The 19,243-nt window shown below is 45.5% G+C and carries 18 protein-coding genes and 1 other annotated feature (1 of these 19 only partly in view); of the genes, 3 read left to right on the top strand and 15 right to left on the bottom strand.

The genetic code is table 11. From position 1 onward, the window contains the following. Positions 1 to 176: 176 nt before the first annotated feature. From M2444_RS15520 to M2444_RS15555, 8 genes are all read right to left on the bottom strand, one after another. Positions 177 to 551 (bottom strand): arsenate reductase family protein, encoded by a 375-nt coding sequence (locus M2444_RS15520; protein ID WP_094870547.1) that lies wholly within the window; start codon positions 549 to 551, stop codon positions 177 to 179. Between the two features lie 173 nt (positions 552 to 724). Continuing rightward, the gene (locus tag M2444_RS15525) at positions 725 to 1,714 is read right to left on the bottom strand and encodes an RluA family pseudouridine synthase (RefSeq protein WP_094870548.1); all 990 of its coding nucleotides are present in this window, start codon (positions 1,712 to 1,714) and stop codon (positions 725 to 727) included. A gap of 1 nt (position 1,715) precedes the next feature. Next, on the bottom strand, positions 1,716 to 2,282 hold the full coding sequence (locus tag M2444_RS15530) for a cob(I)yrinic acid a,c-diamide adenosyltransferase (RefSeq protein WP_094870549.1): 567 nt from the start codon (positions 2,280 to 2,282) through the stop codon (positions 1,716 to 1,718). 184 nt (positions 2,283 to 2,466) lie between these two features. After that, positions 2,467 to 2,655 (bottom strand): aspartyl-phosphate phosphatase Spo0E family protein, encoded by a 189-nt coding sequence (locus M2444_RS15535; RefSeq protein WP_052404481.1) that lies wholly within the window; start codon positions 2,653 to 2,655, stop codon positions 2,467 to 2,469. 251 nt (positions 2,656 to 2,906) lie between these two features. Next, a complete protein-coding gene (locus M2444_RS15540) occupies positions 2,907 to 4,127 on the bottom strand; it encodes an aminotransferase class I/II-fold pyridoxal phosphate-dependent enzyme (RefSeq protein WP_280787400.1) in 1,221 nt (406 codons plus the stop codon). 13 nt (positions 4,128 to 4,140) lie between these two features. Next, positions 4,141 to 4,641: an Lrp/AsnC family transcriptional regulator gene (locus M2444_RS15545; RefSeq protein WP_094870551.1), complete on the bottom strand. Its 501-nt coding sequence runs from the start codon at positions 4,639 to 4,641 to the stop codon at positions 4,141 to 4,143. A 260-nt stretch (positions 4,642 to 4,901) separates the two neighbouring features. Further along, positions 4,902 to 5,288: a spore coat protein gene (locus M2444_RS15550; RefSeq protein ID WP_094870552.1), complete on the bottom strand. Its 387-nt coding sequence runs from the start codon at positions 5,286 to 5,288 to the stop codon at positions 4,902 to 4,904. 30 nt (positions 5,289 to 5,318) lie between these two features. Continuing rightward, a complete protein-coding gene (locus tag M2444_RS15555; RefSeq protein WP_094870553.1) occupies positions 5,319 to 5,552 on the bottom strand; it encodes a spore coat protein in 234 nt (77 codons plus the stop codon). Between the two features lie 177 nt (positions 5,553 to 5,729). Here M2444_RS15555 and M2444_RS15560 point away from each other — a divergent pair, with 177 nt between their 5' ends. Continuing rightward, positions 5,730 to 6,953, top strand: coding sequence for an NAD(P)/FAD-dependent oxidoreductase (locus tag M2444_RS15560; RefSeq protein WP_094870561.1), 1,224 nt, complete (start codon positions 5,730 to 5,732; stop codon positions 6,951 to 6,953). 90 nt (positions 6,954 to 7,043) lie between these two features. On the opposite strand, the gene M2444_RS15565 is transcribed toward M2444_RS15560, so the two are convergent. The 3 genes from M2444_RS15565 to M2444_RS15575 all read right to left on the bottom strand — a co-directional run bounded on the left by M2444_RS15565 (position 7,044) and on the right by M2444_RS15575 (position 10,618). Further along, positions 7,044 to 7,586, bottom strand: coding sequence for a hypothetical protein (locus M2444_RS15565; RefSeq protein WP_094870554.1), 543 nt, complete (start codon positions 7,584 to 7,586; stop codon positions 7,044 to 7,046). Between the two features lie 214 nt (positions 7,587 to 7,800). After that, complete coding sequence (locus M2444_RS15570) at positions 7,801 to 8,220, bottom strand: DUF350 domain-containing protein (protein WP_042125581.1); 420 nt, start codon at positions 8,218 to 8,220, stop codon at positions 7,801 to 7,803. A gap of 31 nt (positions 8,221 to 8,251) precedes the next feature. After that, entirely contained in the window at positions 8,252 to 10,618 is a 2,367-nt protein-coding gene (locus M2444_RS15575; RefSeq protein WP_280787401.1) for an endonuclease MutS2, read from the bottom strand. A 150-nt stretch (positions 10,619 to 10,768) separates the two neighbouring features. On the opposite strand from M2444_RS15575, the gene M2444_RS15580 reads away from it, so the two are divergent. Further along, the gene (locus M2444_RS15580; protein WP_060625232.1) at positions 10,769 to 11,116 is read left to right on the top strand and encodes a phage holin family protein; all 348 of its coding nucleotides are present in this window, start codon (positions 10,769 to 10,771) and stop codon (positions 11,114 to 11,116) included. Positions 11,117 to 11,185: 69 nt separating this feature from the next. On the opposite strand, the gene M2444_RS15585 is transcribed toward M2444_RS15580, so the two are convergent. Further along, on the bottom strand, positions 11,186 to 12,253 hold the full coding sequence (locus M2444_RS15585) for a GGDEF domain-containing protein (protein ID WP_094870556.1): 1,068 nt from the start codon (positions 12,251 to 12,253) through the stop codon (positions 11,186 to 11,188). Positions 12,254 to 12,572: 319 nt separating this feature from the next. Here M2444_RS15585 and M2444_RS15590 point away from each other — a divergent pair, with 319 nt between their 5' ends. Next, on the top strand, positions 12,573 to 12,923 hold the full coding sequence (locus M2444_RS15590) for a cupredoxin domain-containing protein (protein WP_280787402.1): 351 nt from the start codon (positions 12,573 to 12,575) through the stop codon (positions 12,921 to 12,923). 139 nt (positions 12,924 to 13,062) lie between these two features. Here the strand turns inward: M2444_RS15590 and M2444_RS15595 are convergent, their stop codons facing one another. The 3 genes from M2444_RS15595 to pheS form a co-directional block, all read right to left on the bottom strand. Next, a complete protein-coding gene (locus M2444_RS15595; protein ID WP_280787403.1) occupies positions 13,063 to 15,120 on the bottom strand; it encodes a hypothetical protein in 2,058 nt (685 codons plus the stop codon). 199 nt (positions 15,121 to 15,319) lie between these two features. After that, a complete protein-coding gene (gene pheT / locus M2444_RS15600) occupies positions 15,320 to 17,764 on the bottom strand; it encodes a phenylalanine--tRNA ligase subunit beta (protein ID WP_280787404.1) in 2,445 nt (814 codons plus the stop codon). A gap of 337 nt (positions 17,765 to 18,101) precedes the next feature. After that, positions 18,102 to 19,136, bottom strand: coding sequence for a phenylalanine--tRNA ligase subunit alpha (gene pheS, locus M2444_RS15605; protein WP_094874787.1), 1,035 nt, complete (start codon positions 19,134 to 19,136; stop codon positions 18,102 to 18,104). A gap of 60 nt (positions 19,137 to 19,196) precedes the next feature. Continuing rightward, positions 19,197 to 19,243 (bottom strand) — a binding site (T-box leader); it runs 240 nt beyond the window's last position.

Raw genomic sequence — 19,243 nt, forward strand, 5'->3', positions numbered from 1 at the left:
TGTCCATACTATTGCACAAAGAGTATTCTATCAGAAAATACTTAATCTGATAAGGGATCATAAAGTTACACATATGGGAGCTTATTCTTATCCTTTGAAAATAATAAGCATAAACCTATCAGCAAAGGGATGCCTCAACAGCCATGATATGACTGTTCGGACATCCCCTTTAGGATTTATGCCTTGGAAGTATTGGTCCAAGCTTCAGCATATTGATCTTCTTTAAAGCCTACCGTAACTTTAACGCCATCAGTGACAATCGGACGTTTATTTAGCATACCATGGCTCGCGAGCAGCTCAAGCTTCTCCTGCTCACTAAGCTGTGCCATTTTGTCCTTAAGACCCAATGCTTTATAGACTTCACCACTTGTATTAAAAAACTTTTTCAGTTCAAGTCCGCTATTGGCCAGCAATTCACGCAGCTCCTCAACGGTAGGCGGCTGTTCTGCGATGTTTTGAAGCTCTAGCTCATGACCTTGAGCTTGTAGCCATTTTACTGCGCTGCGGCAGGTGCTGCATTTTGGATATTGATATACTTTTAGTTTGCTCATGTTGTGCTCCTTTAATGGTCGGCTAATAATTCGTAATTTCGGGGAATGTTTGGACTTCCGGCCGCTGTTGTCGCAAGAATTTCTCCATTATACCGCTAATCACGGTTGAAATCCGGAGAAGTCTATGCTTACGAAGTGTTCCCCTTCATTACTTCATAGCCTGAATATTATTTTTACCTCAAATTCGCTTTCGGGCCTTGCTCCAGTATCTCCTCCAAAGCCGCCATATCAGGCGGCAAAGGTGCTTCAAAGATCATTTCCTGCAGAAGCACTGGGTGTTTGAACGTCAGACGTACCGCATGCAGAGCTTGACGTGGGATGGAAGCATCTAGTGCTGCAACGGAATCCAACTGTTCACTTTGAGTTGAACTCAATTCCTGTAAATTATACAGTTCATGACGATACATGCTGTCACCAATCAAAGGACAGCCGATAGAGGTCATATGGACCCGAATCTGATGAGTACGACCACTCTCCAGCTTCAGTTCAACTTTTGAACCTTGTGCATATACGGTTTTAACCTCATATCGAGTCAGAGAAGGATAACCATCCGGTGTCACGATACGCCGATGCGGCTCCTCAGGATCACGGTCAATAGGTCCGTCAATATCGCCGAAAGGCTCCAAAGGAGCCCCATGAATAAATGCAGCATAACGTTTGTCCACTGTACCCGCAATCATCTGCTCAGAAATATGCTGATGGCTATATGGATTCTTGGCGATGATTAACACACCGGAGGTTTCCTGGTCCAGACGATGGACGGGTCGAAAGCGGAAGCGTTCATTTTTTTGCGCCCAATAATGAACTACTCCGTTAGCCAGTGTATCCGTGTAATGTCCATGTGTGGGATGCACGATGATCCCTGCTGCCTTGTTTACTACGAGCAGATGCTCATCTTCAAATAGAATTTCAAAGGGAATCGGTTGCGGTAAAATATCATCTGAAGTCTCTGTTTCCATGCGAATCTGTACAATATCGCCTGCCTTAACATGTACGCTGATATAGACACGTTCACCATTTAAGGTAATGCCTTGTTCTGTTTGCTTAAGCCGTGACAACAATTTACGTGAGACATCCATCCGTTTATGCAGGATCGTCTTCAAGAGCCAGTCATCCTCTTCAGGCGGTATAATGTAAGTAATAGGTGAGTAATAGCTAGTCATATTAGTCCCGGAACACCTTTTTACTGCGAATATATTCTACATCAGTAATCCCTGCCCGTGTATTAGCCGTCCTAGCCAGTGCAAAGAAATAATCGGATAACCGGTTCAAATAAATAACTGCTTCCGGGTTAATGTCTGCATTTCGTCCAAGTGTAACTGCCCGACGTTCCGCCCGGCGGCAAACCGTACGGCACACATGTAGAACCGAAGCTAACGGACTGCCCCCGGGGAGGATGAATTTTTCTAGTGGCGGATTCTCTGCTTGAAGATCATCAATCCAGCCCTCCAGCCGTTTAGCCATCTCACTTGTTACCATATATTGACCACCATCACCTAGCTTAATAAAAGCCAGATCGGTGCCGCAATCGAATAGCTCATGCTGAATTTCCAGCAGCTGCTCGCGTACATCATCAAACTTATCGTCCTCCATCAGGCTCCGTGCCTGCCCTACAAAGCAATTTAGTTCATCAATGGTTCCGTAAGCTTCAACTCGGACATCGTCCTTGCCAACCCGGCCGCCAATTACTGAAGTTTGACCCGCATCACCCGTGCGTGTATAGATCACCATGGCTTACTCCTCCTATCCATTCTTCAAATCACATAATGCTAGTTTAAGCTTTCTTATATAAAAATGGCAAATGAAGAGTATAACATATCCTCTCCAATAGTGACTGCAATATTGCGAGGTATGAGCTTAAAAAGGAACAACAAAAAGAGGACCCCAGGGTCCTCTTTAACAGCATGTAGCGACGTTATTTCCCAACTGGACGCCCCTTCATGTATTCATTTATCTTGAGATCCAGTAAACTGCTAATTTCAATCACATTATCTGAAGTGAATGATTTTTCCTGCAAAAAAAGCTGCTCCATTTTGCTACGGAGTATTCTAATTTCATCTTCCAGAGAGAGTATGCGAGCAGAAGCATCACCCTTGGGGGACAGTTTCCCGCTTCCAGAAAAACACTGCCCTCCATAGGAAGGTAAGTAATAATCGGCACTAAGCACAATCATCCCTCCTAAAAGTATTATTGAGCGCGTGCCACAAAATGTCATTAAAGTAATAAAAGCAACTTCAAAGCAACGCTTAATTCCAGAGTAAAATGCATCCTTGTTAGTTTCTAATATAGGGGTTAATTACTCTCAAAGTAAAATAATACCATAGGATTATAGGATAGGCTATAGTCCAATTTTCTCTATTCCATTCTCTCTCGTTCCAGTTGTGTGACAAAAGAACCAATGCGTTCTATAGCTTCATTCAGTTGCGCTACTGATGTAGCATAGGAGCAGCGTAAGTAACCTTCACCACCTAAACCGAAGACACTTCCAGGTACAGCCGCCACCTTATATTCAAGCAATAATCGTTGTGCAAACTGATCAGAAGTCAGTCCCGTTTTGCGCACGCTAGGAAAAGCATAAAATGCACCTTGTGGTTCATGGCACTCCAGTCCGGCATCATGCAAACCTTTAACAATCAGCCTCCGCCGCTGGTTATAAGAATCGACCATTCGATCCTTCTCTTCCATCCCATTGGTCAGTGCCTCAAGTGCAGCCACCTGGCCCATAGAGGGAGCACACATCACAGTGTACTGGTGAATCTTAAGCATAGCGGAGATTAAGTCAGGGTGACCACAAGCATAACCCATTCTCCATCCGGTCATAGCAAAAGCCTTGGAGAAGCCGCTGACCAGAATCGTACGATCCATCATACCTGGCAGTGCGGCAAAGCTTACATGATTAATTCCATAAGTCAATTCCGCATAAATCTCATCAGAAATTACAATAAGATCATGCTTCTCTACAACCTTGGCGATCGGCTCCCAATCCTCTCGGGTCATCACACTTCCGGTTGGGTTACTCGGGTAGCACAAAATCAAAACTTTGGAGCGCGGAGTAATCTTGGCTTCCAAACTCTCTGCCGTTAGCTTAAAGTTATTCTCTCCAGTCGTTTCAATACCTACCGGAATTCCCCCGCCAATAGCCGTTATCGGTGAATAGGAAATATAGCAAGGTTCGGGTATGAGAATCTCATCGCCCGGTGTAATCAATGCACGCAAGGCCAGATCAATAGCCTCGCTTCCGCCGACCGTTGCTATAATCTGATTAGCAGGATCATAATCCACTGCAAAACGGGTATGCAAATAATTCGCAATTCCCTCCCGTAGCTCGGGCATACCTGCATTGGATGTATATCCTGTAAACCCTCTTTCCAGCGAGTAGACACAAGCTTCTCTGACATGCCACGGGGTCTTAAAATCAGGCTCCCCGACTCCAAGTGATATGATATCCTTGCTGCCTGCAGCCAGATCAAAAAACTTACGAATACCCGAAGGCTGAATTTGCTGTACTAGCGGGGCCAAATAAGAATTCATAGATTTGCTGTCTTCTCCAGTTAGCTGCGTTTTATTCGTGATCATATGATTACTTCCTTTATGGAGAGATCATCAGACGGTTGTCTTCCTCATGCTCCTCGAAGATGATCCCATCCTGTTTGTATTTTTTAAGGGTAAAGTTCGTTTTAGTTGAGAGTACTGAATCAATTGGAGACAACTTCTCGGAAACAAAATTGGCCACCTCACGTAAATTCCGGCCTTCCACTTCTACCAGGAGATCGTAGGCACCTGACATCAGGTACACGGATTTCACTTGTGGATACAGGTAAATTCTTTCCGCAATGCCTTCAAAGCCGCGACCCCGTTCGGGTGTAATCTGCACCTCAATCAGAGCGGTCACTTTTTCATCATCCACTTTATCCCAGTTTACAACGGCAGCATACTTAACAATTACATGATCTTTCTCTAATTGCCCAATCGCCGTCTTTACGTCTTCTTCTTCCGCACCAAGTAGCGTAGCTAAGAGTGAAGTAGATCTTCTCGCGTCCTCTTTAAGCAGTTCCAGCACTTTCCTCTTTAGTTCGTTCATTTCCTTCATGCCTTCCCCTCCGGATAGTTCGCAAATGACGTTGCGCTATTCATGCGTCGTCCCGCGAAAAGAGTTTAATACTAATATGACATGAATTGAGCATCTCTGCAAACAAAATAACCCCATATGATATCCGCATAGAAGACTAGGTTTACTCAGCTAAATGGATTTTTATACAAAAAATGCCCGTTTATACCGGAGCTCTCGGTATAAACGGGCGTCTGCCTTAAGGTTATGGGACAGGATGCTTCATCTGCTAACCATCTTGGTTACATTAAATGAGACGGTTGATGTTGTCCATTCGATTGGTAGCTGTTCGCATTGTGAGCAATAGATCCAGATTGTCCTGTTTTTTGCTGAACGAACTGACCTGATTTTTGTTGCAATTGCTGTGCAGTTTGGAGCTGCTTGTCCACATCTTGGCGTAATGCTTTTGCAGGTGCAGGATACATATTCATTTGGGACATATGCGTGTACAGATCGCCCTGAAGTCGGAGCGTGTTCATGGTCATCTCATTAAAGACCCGGCGAACCGCTGGACATGCCGATTCCGTAGCAGCTGTCGCATACTCACGAACCGTCCGCTTCAAATCACACAAAATGGTGTTCATTAAGTCCTCATCTGGCATAAATGCTGCTGGATTCTGTGCATTCATTTTATAACCTCCTTAAGATTAATAATGCAATTATTGTGGGCTTGTTGGGGCGTACTGTTGATGCTGCTGGATTAGCTGAGTGAGTGTATCCATGTGCTGCGTGTGATTTTGGATATGCTGCAAACAAACTTGTCGGACCTGCTCGTTCTGCGTTGTCGCGGCGGTAGCCGCACATTGCTTAAGAAGCAAGTCCTCATTAGAGATGGAGTCTGCGATATATTCCAATTCTTTTCCACTTAGTGCCTGCATTTGCATTGATTGCATGAGTTGTAGTCCCTCCTTGTAGTTGATTCAAACAGGCTTTAGTATACCGCCAAAGCACATCATTTATTTGCCCAACAGCATAAGAGAGATATGACAAAAATAAGAACATCCTGCGAATGAGACGGTAAAATGCCGCCCATACTTAATTATGGAACGAATGAAGGAGCGATCAATTTCATGAGACTAAACAGCGGCACCCCCCCATGGAGAAACACTTTACAAGACCCTCCAACTTATCCTGTGCTAGAGGATATCGTTCACTGTGATTGCCTAATTGTAGGCGCTGGAATGGGTGGAGCAATGGCTTCTTATCGCCTGTCGTTAAGCGGAGCTGAGACTGTTCTGATCGAAAAAAGACGAGTCGGAAGCGGAAGCTCACATGCCAATACTGGTTTACTGCAGATATCTAACGACAAATCGTTAACCTCATGCATGAACACGTTTGGAGAAAAGAGCGGCTTGCTCTTTTATCAGCTATGCCAAGCAGGGGTAAGAAATATTCTGGATCTGCCGGCCCAGCTCGATATTGATCCCCAGATTATTCCTCGCAGCAGCCTTTTATATGCCAGTACACCAGAGGATGTACCTGCTCTGCGAGAAGAATATGAGAATCTCGTTGCTCACGGATTCGATTCTGATTTCTGGGAGGAGGATAAAATTGCTTCGCTGTATTCTTTTTCTAAACCTGCTGCACTTTATTCACGCAGTGATGCAGAAGCGAACCCTTTCCGGACAGTTCACAGCCTGATCGCTAAGGCAGCAATCAATGGTGTACACGTTTATGAGCAGACCGAGGCTAAACATTATGAGTTTACTAAAGATGGAGTAATCTGCCACACAGAGAACGGACGTATTATTGCGAAGAAGGTTATTTTTGCAATGGGTTATGAAACGCAGGAGTTTAAAAAAGACCGAGGCGCTGAGCTGATCAATACGTATGCAGTGATGACCAAACCTTTGAAGGAATTCCCCAAGTGGCATGAGCGGAGCCTTCTCTGGGAAACCGCCCGACCGTATTTGTATTTTCGGACAACGCCGGAGGGACGTATTATTGCAGGAGGTAAAGATGAACCGTTGACGGATCCAGAGCGCCGTGATGTCAGAGTGATTTCACAAAGTCAAAGGTTATTGGAAGAGCTGGAAGCTTTGTTTCCTGAAATCAAAGGCATTGAGATAGAATACTCCTGGGGTGCTGTATTCGGCTCTACGCGTGATGGGCTTCCTTATATCGGCCCTCATCCCAAGTTCCCTCATTGCTACTTCATCGAGGGTTATGGGGGCAATGGGACGGTGTACAGCATGATTGCTGCGGAGTTATTAACAGATACGATTGCGGGTAAACATCGGCCGGAGCTTGATCTATTCTCATTGACACGAACTGCCAAACCTTCTCCTTCTTAAAAAACGGACGTGAATAAGCAGTATTGAGGTTTTAAAAAAAGCTTAGTCCTCTTATTAACAATAAGAGGACTAAGCTTTTTATGAGGATGCTTATGCTTTATCGGTACTCAGATTACGTACGAGCTGAATACGGTCTTCTTGCGCTAGACTGTGCTGTACATGGAAGCACGAAGGGCACACATAAACATTAAGGGAGAATGGAGCTGTTAATACAGAGCCACCCAATGTAGCCGGTGAAGAAGGCTCGAAGCTGCCAACAAGCTGCTTACCCGCAAGGATAGTTAACTCATGGCATTGTGTACATTCCGGAGCTTCTTCCTGAATCGCTAGGATAGCCGATACACGTTCTTCATACTTATTCAAATCATAATCGTCACCGAATTGGTTGAGCGTGTTGTAGATTGGAACTACGCTGTCTTTGTCGACGTCTCCCCAGAGATCATCATCATTAATGACCTCTTGTTTAGGTTGTTCTACGACTTCTTCTTCCTCTTCTTCGATACCGTCTATCCCTACATTAACCGTACGGTATCCACTAAGTTCATTGTTGCAGTGAGGACAATTTTCCTCTGGTCCGAATTCCTCGTCCCATACGATTTCAGTATGACACCAAGGGCACACAGTTGTTTCCATCTTAATAATCTCCTTCATACTTCACGTTTAAATTTAGTTCATCATTAAATAAATAATACCGGCTGCTATAAAAGCAATAGCTGACACAAACAAAACTCGGGTAAGAATCTTCATGAAATCCTCCTAATACCCCACAAAGTGGAGCTGCTCATTTCAAAGCTTGTCCAGCTTCATCTGGAATCCTTTGTAGGGAGGTGCAAAACTTTCTATTTTCTTAAAATATAGCTGCACCAATCACATAAGACAACGAAACCGAGATCAGCATCGCTATTAGCCCAACAGCACGGTTATCTGCAGCGATCTCCTCATCAATAGAGAACACTGGAGTCAGGAATTCAAATAAAAAATAGGCAAGCAGCAGCAGCAAAAAACCGACGACCGACCACTTCATCGTCTCATAAATCGAAACACCTGATTCAATGCTGAAACGCAGTACGTTGCAAATTCCGAAGATTTTGCCACCAGTAGCCATGGCTACTGCCAAGTTCCCCTTGCGAATTTCTTCCCAGCAATTATATTTCGTTACCATTTCAAAAATAGACAGAAATACAACAAGCCCAAGAATTGCTACTGCAAAGTAGCCAAGCAAGGCACCTAGCGGATGACCCAGCAAAAGATCAATATCTCCTTGCACACTTTCCCCTTCTTTCTGCCGGGCAATCCCGCTATTGCAGCTCAGCCACGGTTACGCCTGCGCCGCCTTCATTATAATTTCCAAGCCTATAGCTCTTAACATGTCTGTGTTTACGCAAATATTCTTGAATTCCTGTGCGGAGCACACCTGTCCCTTTACCATGAATAATAGAAATTTGGCCCAGATTTCCTAAGAAGGCTTCATCAATAAAACGATCCGTCTCCATAATCGCTTCTTCCAAATTCGTACCTCGCAAATCCAGTTCTCTGCGAATGTTCTCATCACGGGAGCGTTTAACGGTTGTCGCCTGCCGAAGAGGCGTTGGTACAGAGGCTGCTTTCGAAGAGAGCAGTTCCAAATCATCCAGGCTTACCTTCATCTTCATGATCCCAAACTGCACTACAGCCTCTTTAGAGCCGCTTAATTCCACTACAAAACCTTTTTGGTTTAAGCTATCTACCTTCACTTCATCACCAGGACCAATCGTCCGCGGAGCCTTAGCTGGTTTACGATTAGCGGTCTTCTTACGCGGTGAAGGTTCCGCTTCGTCTAGACGTCTCCGTGCTTCAATCAGCTTATGCTCTTTGACTGAAGCGCCTTCTTCCATAGCTAAGCGGCGTAAATCACTGATGATTTCTTCCGCTTCTTTACGCGCTTTCTCCAAGATTGCACTGGCATCTTTCTCCGCTTTCTCCAGCCGTTTGTCCCGCTGGCTTTCCAGCTTCTCCAGCTCTTGTTGTTGTCTGCTGCGTAGTTCTTCTACTTCACGGCGGATGCTCTCTGCCCGTTCATGTTCTTGTTCCGCTCCAAGTCGATTCTCTTCGAGAGAGGCAATCATATGCTCAACACGCAGATCCTCTTCCTTCACTTCGCCACGCGCATGCTCCAGAATCGCACCTGGCAGACCTAATCGCTCTGCAATTGCAAAGGCGTTGCTTCGTCCAGGAACACCAATCAGCAGGCGGTAGGTAGGGCTGAGACTTTGAACATCGAACTCCATGCTGGCATTGATGACCCCTTTACGCTCATAAGCATAAGCTTTCAGTTCACTATAATGCGTGGTAGCGACCATACGGCATTCTATCCGGTGAATATGCTCCAGAATGGCAATTGCCAGCGCGGAACCTTCTGCCGGATCCGTACCTGCGCCCACTTCATCAAGCAGAATTAGACTCTTAGGAGTCATTCTCCGCAGAATGGAAATGATATTCGTCATATGGCTGGAGAATGTACTCAGACTCTGCTCAATACTCTGTTCATCCCCAATATCTGCATAAATGGCATCAAACACACACATTTGACTGCCTTCTTCTGCAGGGATGAACAAACCAGACATCGACATGAGACTCAACAATCCAATCGTCTTGAGTGTAACGGTTTTACCACCCGTATTTGGTCCGGTTACAATAATCGAGCTGTATTGGTTGCCCAGCTCCACATCCAGTGGAACCACATGCTCCGCAGGAATAAGCGGATGGCGTCCTTTGCGCAGCTTCAAATACCCGCGATCGTTCATACGAGGCTGTGTAGCCTTCATATCTCGGGCAAGACGCGCCTTGGAGAAGGTAAAGTCAAGCTCGCCAAGAATATCGATATCATAGGTCATTTCTTCGGCTATATCAGCTACAAGTGCTGTCAACCTATGCAATATGATCTCGATCTCCCGTTCTTCACGCAGCCGTGTTTCACGCAGCTTATTATTCATCGCGACAATAGACTCAGGCTCGATAAATAAAGTAGCCCCTGATCCGGACTGATCATGTACTATACCACCGAAATGCGCACGATACTCCGCTTTTACTGGAATAACAAACCGATCTCCACGAATGGTTACCAGCTGATCCTGCAGCATCTTAGCAACGGAAGAAGAACGAATCATAGAATCCAGCTTCTCACGAATCCGGGTCTCCCCTCCGCGTAATTCACGGCGAATCGTAGCCAGTTCAGAACTAGCTGTGTCAAGCACATCTGCGTTCTCGTCTATACATAAACGGATGGCATCTTCTACATGTTTTTGCTCCGATAAAACATCGCTGAGTGAAAATAGGAATTCTATCTTTTCCTCCTCATGCATAGCTGCCAGGAATCGTTTGACTCTTCTTGCGCCGCCAATGGTAGTTCCCACTGCCAGCAGTTCAGTTGTTCCCAACATTCCACCTATAGAGGCACGTTTTAGTGCTGCTCGAATATCGCTTATCCCGCCGAATGAAGGAATACCCTTCAGACGATCTACATTAGCCGCTTCATCCGTGGCTTGAAGTAGCTTCTTCACACCTTCAAAATCACCGGATGGTCTTAGTTGCTCCGCAGTCAATCGTCCCATTGAGGTTTGCGTATATTGCATTAATTTATTTAAAATCTTGCGATATTCAAGCGTATGCAAAATTTTGTCGTCCAATTACAGTCACAGCTCCCTTCATAGATGTTTCCATTATACAGAATTCAAGCCAATTTCGCTATTTGGTATCGGTTAAAGCATAAAAACAAGCATTAAGGTCACAATAAGAACTGCACATATCCTTAGCTTGGGCCAAAGGAGGTTAGTACAGTGAATTTCTTGAGTCATGTGGGTCGTTTTATTGTAGCAGCGCTTGTTCTGATGGTTGTTGGTTGGATTGTTCCACAGTTCACGATTGGTGGCTTCTGGAGCGCTCTAATCCTTGCACTGGTGATTGCGTTACTCGGCTGGGTTGTCGAAGGAATCTTCGGCAAAAAAGCAACGCCCTTCGGGCGCGGTATCGTCGGTTTCATCGTTAGTGCATTAGTTATCTGGGTCGCTCAATTCGTAGTGAGTGGAGTCAGCGTTTCCATTCTAGGAGCTATCCTGGCGGCATTGGTCATCGGTATTGTCGATTTGTTTTTGCCGGTATCCACGCCGTTTGAGGCAGCAAAGTAACCAAAGCTATTCACAACACAGAACCCCTATTTCCGGTTCTTTTCCGGTAATAAGGGTTCTGTGTTGTTTTTATCCATATGACACAATCTCCGCTTCATGACGCTCAGCACAATTGACCACTCTGTTCTTGCCTTTCTTTTTAGCGGTATAGAGCGCTTTATCCGTTTTACGAAAAAGAAGCTCTTTCCCATCCCCAAGCTGATAATTACAAATTCCAATGCTGACGGTAATCGGCTTATTCCCAGCCTGCAAATGCTCGATTTGAGCAATATTGATCCGTAATTTCTCTACCGCCTCGTAAGACTCTGAAAAACTTTTGTCTGTAAAAATTACTGCAAACTCTTCACCGCCATATCTGGCCGCAAAATCATTTAACTCAATCATACCGCCAACCTTGTCCGCAATTACCTTAAGAACAAGATCCCCAACCCTGTGTCCGTAGGTATCATTAACTTGCTTGAAGTTATCTATATCGAAAAGAGCCAGCTGCAGTTGAAGGTTGTTGCTTTCACATTGCTCCAATAATGAATCCAAATATTCATGAAAGGTTTTATGATTATATAGTCCAGTAAGTGCATCTATCTTCAGCAGCTTATCCGAAATCGCCCTCTCCACCATAAGATCTTGGCCTTCCTTCGTTAATCTCTCCAGATTTACACGCGCTTCCCGCGCACGAATAATTACAGCCAGAGCCATCCCTACAAATATTATAAATACACACTCTACCATTAAGAATTCAAGCAGTGGTTTATGTAGGAATGGCCGTTCCAACCCGAAATATACCCCCGCATAAAACACAATACTAAATAGTCCCATTAGATACAGGAGCTTACGATCAAAATAAATAAGAGCGACCATAATCGGCATCATGAGCGTCATCTGAGCACCATCGATAAAAGGCTCTAATACAAAATACATAAGGTAGGACACTAAAAAACCACAACTAACCACCCCATATTTAGGGGATTGTTTATTATAACGAAGCCACAGCTCCGCAGTAATCATAAGGGCTACAATTAGTAAATTACAGGCTATAAATAAGTGCCATAGATTCGTGTCCATGGTTGTTTTTATTTGAAGCCGGTTAATATTCGACAAAAACAGCAACTGTGAGATTAATAAAAGAATAACTACCATCCAATAACCTTTTAAAATTCTACGGTGCCAAACCTCCGTATTTAGCGCATCGTTAGTACTTGAAATATGTATCCCCTACTTTTGTACGTTAATGTAATAGCTTTCATTATAATAAATTTTAGTTATATTTTCATCATTTATTTGCAATTTACGACAAAGTTTGAACAGTCTCCCTTGTTCACGGATTTTTCACATTTAATCAAAGCGCTTACTTAAATTTTAAGTTATGATGTCTACATAATTGTCACATTTTCACTATGCTTGGACTTCTTAGGAGGAGGTTTGGATCATTAAAAAATTTGCAATTCTACTTTCAATTGTGTTTGTTATAGCACTTACAGCCTGTGGAAACAACAATGATAGTGCTGCTGGCAAAGCTAACACATCGGAGCCAGAGATCGAGGCAGAAACAGAACTTATAATTACAGCTACGAATTACAGCTTTGATCAGGAAGAATACCATCTAAAAAAAGGTGTGCCCGTCAAAATTATTTTTAAAAACGATAGCGGCAATCACGGCATCCTTATCCCTGAATTCGAACTCCAGCTTAATAGCAAAAAGTCCTCGAAAGTAATTGTTCCAGAGGAAGCCGGCACATTCGAAATGACCTGTTCGATTATGTGCGGTTCCGGACATAGCGGCATGAACGCAAAAATCATTGTGGACTAGATAAATCATTAATAGCCGATCGTTAGGGAATTGCCCTGACGATCGGCTATTTATTTACCCTAAATCATTGACAAACAGGGCTGACCTGAAATAGATTTCTCTACACATCAGGTACAGCCCTCTTTCTTGCATCCGACATTCAACTATCCTGTTCGATCAGTTGAATCCATTCATTATATTCATTTTGAAGCTTGGCATATTCCTCTTGAAGATTACGATGCTCATCCGTCATCTTCTGTAGTTCATTCTGATGCATCTCAAACTGGACCTGTAGCAGACGAAGTTGTCCTTGGGCCAACTCATAGTTCTCGCCGACTTCACCAAGCTGCTGAAGCACCTCACTGCGTTCACGTTCAATAGATTTCTGCTTAGCCTCAGCCTCACCGGCCTCCTGCTGCCAAATATCTATCTCTTCACGCAGCTTCGCCTCCAAATCACTCCACTGCTGCTGTCGCTCGAATAATTCCTCGTACTTTTGCTTCCATGAAGCGCCGTACGCCTCTGCTTCCCTCAGAACATCCTGCTGCTCTGCAACAGTAGCAGCGGCCTCAAGGCTAGCTTCAGACAATTCTTCTAAGCGTCGAGCTGTCTCTTCGCCTTCTTCCTGCAGCAGTTGATATCTTTCCTGCAGACGTTCCCCATCTTGCAGCACTTCATCATATTGAGAGATCAGTTCCTCATAACGTTCACGAAGTGCTGACAGTTCCTTCTGAACCTGTCCACCTTGTTCACGGAGTGCTGCAGTTTCCTGTTCTGCATCCGTACGAAGCTGAACTTCCCGGTCTAACTGTTGTACTAATCCATCCGCTTGACCACGAAGGGTCTCAATCTCCTTTTGAAGCGCCAATGATTTCTCTTCGGTCTCCATTAGGTTCATTTCAAGCTCACTAATGTCTTCCATCCGTTTATCCGAGAGCTCCTGCCAATTTGCTGCCTCCGCCACAGATCCAGCCAGTTCTTCCTGAATACGGTGCAGATTCTCACTCGTTTCCTGTAGTGACTTCCGCAGCTCTGATGTTTCATTCTGGGACTGCTGGTAACGCTGGCGCAATTCTTCCAGCTCATCATTCAACAGCGTGCCTAGCTCAGTGGCCGTACGCAGCTCCTCACTGAGCTGTTCTTCGCGTTTAACAACCGCTTCATATTGTCCGAGCAGCGTCTGACGAGCATCTCGTTCACTCTTAAGGCTCGCCTCTGCCGCACGGAGTCTAGACTGAAGTTGTCCTGTTCCACCACGAAGCTCAGCCAGCTGTTTCTCGAGCTCTTGAATGCTTTGCTTATGTCTATGTTCCTGAGTACCTTGCGACTGTCGAAGTTCCTTATTCTTAGCAAGCTCCCGTTGTAGAGCTTCCCGCTCTTCAGCCAGTTCCTTGCCTAACTTCGTTGTCGTGTTCTCAAGCTCCTTACCTAGTGTCAACTTCGTCTCCTCGAGTTCCTTCCCTAATGTTGATTTAGTTTCCTCAAGCTGTTTCTCTAAGGTTGATCTAGTTTGGGTTAGCTCAAGTTCCAGAGCAGACATTGTATCTGTCTTCTCCTTAGTCAGCGTCTCACGAGTATTCTCCAGCTCTTGCAAATGCGCTGCCTTCTGCTCTTCCAGCTGCTGTAGACGGATGGCTTCTGCATTGGCCAGCGCCTCTCGATGATTCTCACGAATCATTGCCTGTTCAGCCTCATAGCTTGCCCGCAGTTCTTGCAGCTCCAGCTCACGCGCAAGCAACTCCTCTTCCAGCTTCTCTCGCGCGGCGTCAGCCGCATGGGTTGCTTCCTGAAGCTGATCCGCATGTACCTTGCGCTCGTTCTCCTGGATCTCCAGATGACGCTTGCGCTCTTCTTCAACCGCAGCAATCAGTCGTGCTGCTTCTTCCTTAGCCGCCGCTTCAAGGCGTTCATATTCTTCTTGTCGCTCCCGCTGAACCTCCAGCAGGCGAGATACTTCCAATCGCAGTTCACTGCGTTCACCTGTCATCATGTTGAGTTCATTTTTAAAATCCTGAACCTGAATAGCCTGCTCCGCCATATGTACTGCTGCAAGCACCGCTATACGCGGCGTATCCAGTCTGTTGTGTGATTTAGAAATCGTGCGCATATGTTCGTCAACATAACGGGCCACTTGTTTCATATATTCAGTGCTGCTTCCGACGAGTTTATAGGAAGTTCCGTATATCTCCACGGCGACACGTGTCCGGTCCATAGCCACAGTTGTGCCCTCCTTTGTATGTGTGCGGATTCTAAGCTAGTCTTACTGTTTCTATTGTAGCTTTTTTCTTAAGCATTTGGCAAAATCCCTTGTAATCAATAGATTCTCGCTGATATCCTCCGCATTTCACTCTACCCAGAAAAAGCCGCAGCGAATCTCAGTTTCTAAATGGATTCGCTGCGGCTTTACACAATTCCTGCTATTTTCTTAATTCTGCGCCAAAAGTTTGTTGAAGGACTGATAATAGCTTATCATGCACTTCTCCAACCTCTTCATCTGTCAATGTATGTTCACCGTGACGATACAGCAGTGAGATCGCAATACTCTTCTTTCCACTCTCTAACTTGCCACCAGTGTACACGTCGAATACCTGTACGGATTGCAGCAAAGTTCCTCCGTTTGCACGGATGGAAGCTAGCAGATCGCCCGCTGGTACAGTTGAATCTACAACCACAGCAATATCCCGTTCCATACCTGGGAAACGTGGAAGCTCATTATATTGCATACGGCTTTGCGTGTTATCATACAGCGGCTGCAGTAGAATCTCAGCTACGTAAGTATCCACTAGATCAAGCTCTCTTTGCAGTTCCGGATGAAGCTGGCCCATAGTTCCAATCTTCACACGACCCTCGTCTCCGACTAAATATACCGACGCTGAACGCCCAGGATGATACCCTTCTGGACTATCTCCCTCGTAGATAATTCTGTCTGTAAGACCCAAATAAGCAAATACTGATTCCAGCGCACCCTTCAAATCAAAGAAATCTACAGGCTGTGCAGAAACGTTCCATTGCTTCACGGTTAGGCTACCGCTAAGCAACAACCCAAGCACCGGCAGTTCACGCGGCTGACGAGTCAACTGTTCTTCATCTGTGAAGAAAACATTGCCGATTTCAAACAACGCTAGATCGCTTTGACGACGGTTGGTATTGTAGCTAGCAATATCCAATAGTTGTGGCAGAAGGCTGGTACGCAGTACACTGCGTTCTTCACTCATTGGCATAGCCAATTTGACCGCTTGTGAGCCTTCCGATAACTCAGGGAACATTTTGCTTTGTTCCGGCTGGATGAAAGAGTAGCCCATCACTTCCTGATAACCGCCATGCGACAACAGGCGGCGCAGTTCACGGCGGAGTGATTGCTTATGCGTCAATGCGCCTGGCGTTGTAACTCCTTCAATCAAAGTCGTTGGAATGTTATCATACCCGTACAGACGGGCAATTTCTTCAATAAGGTCAACATCATAGCTGATATCGCCGCGTCTAGTTGGCACTTGAACTTCGATCAGCCCTTGTGCGGTATCCCCGCACTTGAAATGAAGACGGCCAAACAATGTCTTCACTTCTAGCAAGGAAAGATCTGTTCCCAGATAACGGTTCAGCTTCTCCAAGGACAAAGTAAGTACCTTCTCTTCTCCAGCGACTGTTCCTGCTTGCACAATACCTTCATGCACAGATCCGCCAGCATAACGTGCAATAAGTACTGCAGCGCGATTCAATGCAGGGATCTCTGCATTTGGATCCACTTCTTTCTCGAATCGAAGCGATGCTTCCGAGCGAAGTCCCAGTTGACGCGAGGTTTTACGAACGGTTCCTCCATCAAACTTAGCGGATTCCAGCACGAGATTTACCGTCTCAGCAGTAACTTCCGTATCCTGACCTCCCATTACTCCAGCCAGAGCTACTGCTTTAGCTCCATCAGCGATAACGAGCATATGTGGCTCAAGCTTCCGTTCTTGGCCATCAAGTGTAGTCAGGACTTCACCCTCATGAGCAAGACGAACGCCGAGTTCTCCGCCTTCTATTTTATCTGCATCAAAAGCATGAAGCGGCTGTCCGTATTCGAGCATCACATAGTTAGTGATGTCTACGATGTTGTTAATTGGACGAATTCCTGCCGCCATCAGACGATTCTGAATCCACAGCGGTGATGCTGCAGGCTTAACGCCTGAGATATAACGAACTGCGTAATGACTGCACTGTTCTTCATTCTCAATCTTAACGGAAATAGATTGCGCAGATGCTCCGCTGATCTCAATGATTTCACTCGCAGGATCGGGCAGTTTAATCTCGCGTCCAAGAATTGCGCTCACTTCATAAGCAGCACCAATCATGCTTAGGCAGTCTGAACGGTTCGGAGTCAGATCGAATTCCAGAATTTCATCATCTAGACCCAGCAACTTTGAAATATCTTGACCGATCTCTGTACCTTCAGGAAGTACAAGAATTCCTTCTTGTTGCTCTTTAGGAAGCAATTTATCATTGAGTCCCAATTCTTTAGCCGAGCAGATCATCCCTTGTGATAATACCCCGCGCAGCTTCGCTTTTTTGATATCCAGACCTGGAAGCTTAGCGCCAACAAGAGCTACAGGAACGGTTTGTCCCGCAGCCACATTTTTTGCGCCACAGACGATTTGCAGATCTTCACCTTGACCTGCATCCACGATACATACGTTCAGTTTATCCGCATCAGGATGTTTTTCTTTCGATTTCACATAGCCGGTTACGATACCGGAAATCCCTTTATTGCGGCGCTCTACTCCGTCAATTTCAATACCGGCAGCGGTAATCTTCTCCGCTAGCTTTTCGGCGGTTACTCCTTCAATCGATGTATAATCAGCCAACCATCCGGTTGATACTTTCATGTCCGCTCACTTCCTTTATGTTTCAGATGTATTTATCTACTTGCCGTTCGATCTGCTTCCTGTGGGATGCTTGATTAAGAGCTCTCAATTTCAACTACAAAACACTATTAAGAGCGGTCCCTGCAAGGAATCTTTGGACTTCCGGCCGCTGTTGTCCCCAGATTTCTTGATCTAAACCGCTCTTCGCGGTGGAAATCCGGGGACAAAGGCGGTCGCTATCGCTCCTACAGTTCCAAAATTCCTTTCCGATCCTAGCTTAATAGGGTTTTTACAACATGAAATCAAATGCTCCAAAATCCATCCTCCTAACCCGCAAGCCAGCTCGCCCACCAAAAATCTAAACGCCCTTGAATTGCTTTACAAAACTCATATCGTTGTTATAGAAATGACGGATGTCATCGATGCCGTATTTAAGCATAGCAATCCGCTCAACACCCATACCAAATGCGAAGCCGCTATACTTAGCAGGATCATAGCCACCCATTTTCAGAACGTTTGGATGCACCATGCCGGCACCAAGGATTTCTAACCATCCGCTTTGCTTGCACAGTCTGCAGCCATCGCCGCCACATTTGAAGCAGCTTACGTCCACTTCAACGCTTGGCTCGGTGAATGGGAAGAAGCTCGGACGAAGACGAATGTCTGTATTCGGGCCGAACATCTCTTGTACGAATTGCTGCAAGGTGCCTTTCAGATCACTCATCCGAATGTTACTTCCGATAACCAAACCTTCAATTTGATGGAACTGGAAGGAATGCGTTGCATCGTCATCATCGCGGCGGAATACTTTACCCGGGCAAATGATTTTAACTGGAACTTCACCGTTCATAGCCTGCATAGTACGAATCTGTACCGGAGACGTTTGAGTACGCATAAGCAGGTCATCCGTTAAATAAAAGGAGTCCTGCATATCGCGTGCCGGGTGATTTTTAGGCAGATTTAGGGCTTCAAAGTTATAATAATCGGTCTCCACTTCCGGACCTTCAGCCACACGGTAGCCCATACCAATGAAAATATCCTCAATTTCCTGAACCACTCTGCTAAGCGGGTGAATGCCCCCTTGCTGCATGCGGCGACCCGGCAATGTTACGTCTACTTTTTCAGCCTGCAGACGTTGCTGAGTCTCTTGCTGTTGAAAAGCTTCTTGCTTCGCTCCAATAATCTCCTCAATCGCACTACGCACCTGATTCGCTACTTGCCCGATAACCGGACGCTCCTCAGCACTAAGTCCTCCCATACCACGCAGAACTTCTGTAAGCTCGCCTTTTTTACCGAGGTATTTCACTCTTAGGTCATTCAAAACCTGTGGATCCATAACCTCCTGCAACTTAGCCAGCGCCTCAACCTTCAATGCTTCCAACTTCTCTTTCATGGCCGTGTACAGCCCCCTTCAATCATTGTCTAGTTCAACAAAAAAAGGCCTTTCCTCCCGGTAAGGGACGAAAAGACCGTGGTACCACCCTTGTTAGACAAGCTGAT

This window comes from Paenibacillus sp. PastF-3 (genome assembly GCF_029893135.1).
Classification (GTDB): domain Bacteria; phylum Bacillota; class Bacilli; order Paenibacillales; family Paenibacillaceae; genus Paenibacillus_AQ; species Paenibacillus_AQ nitricinens.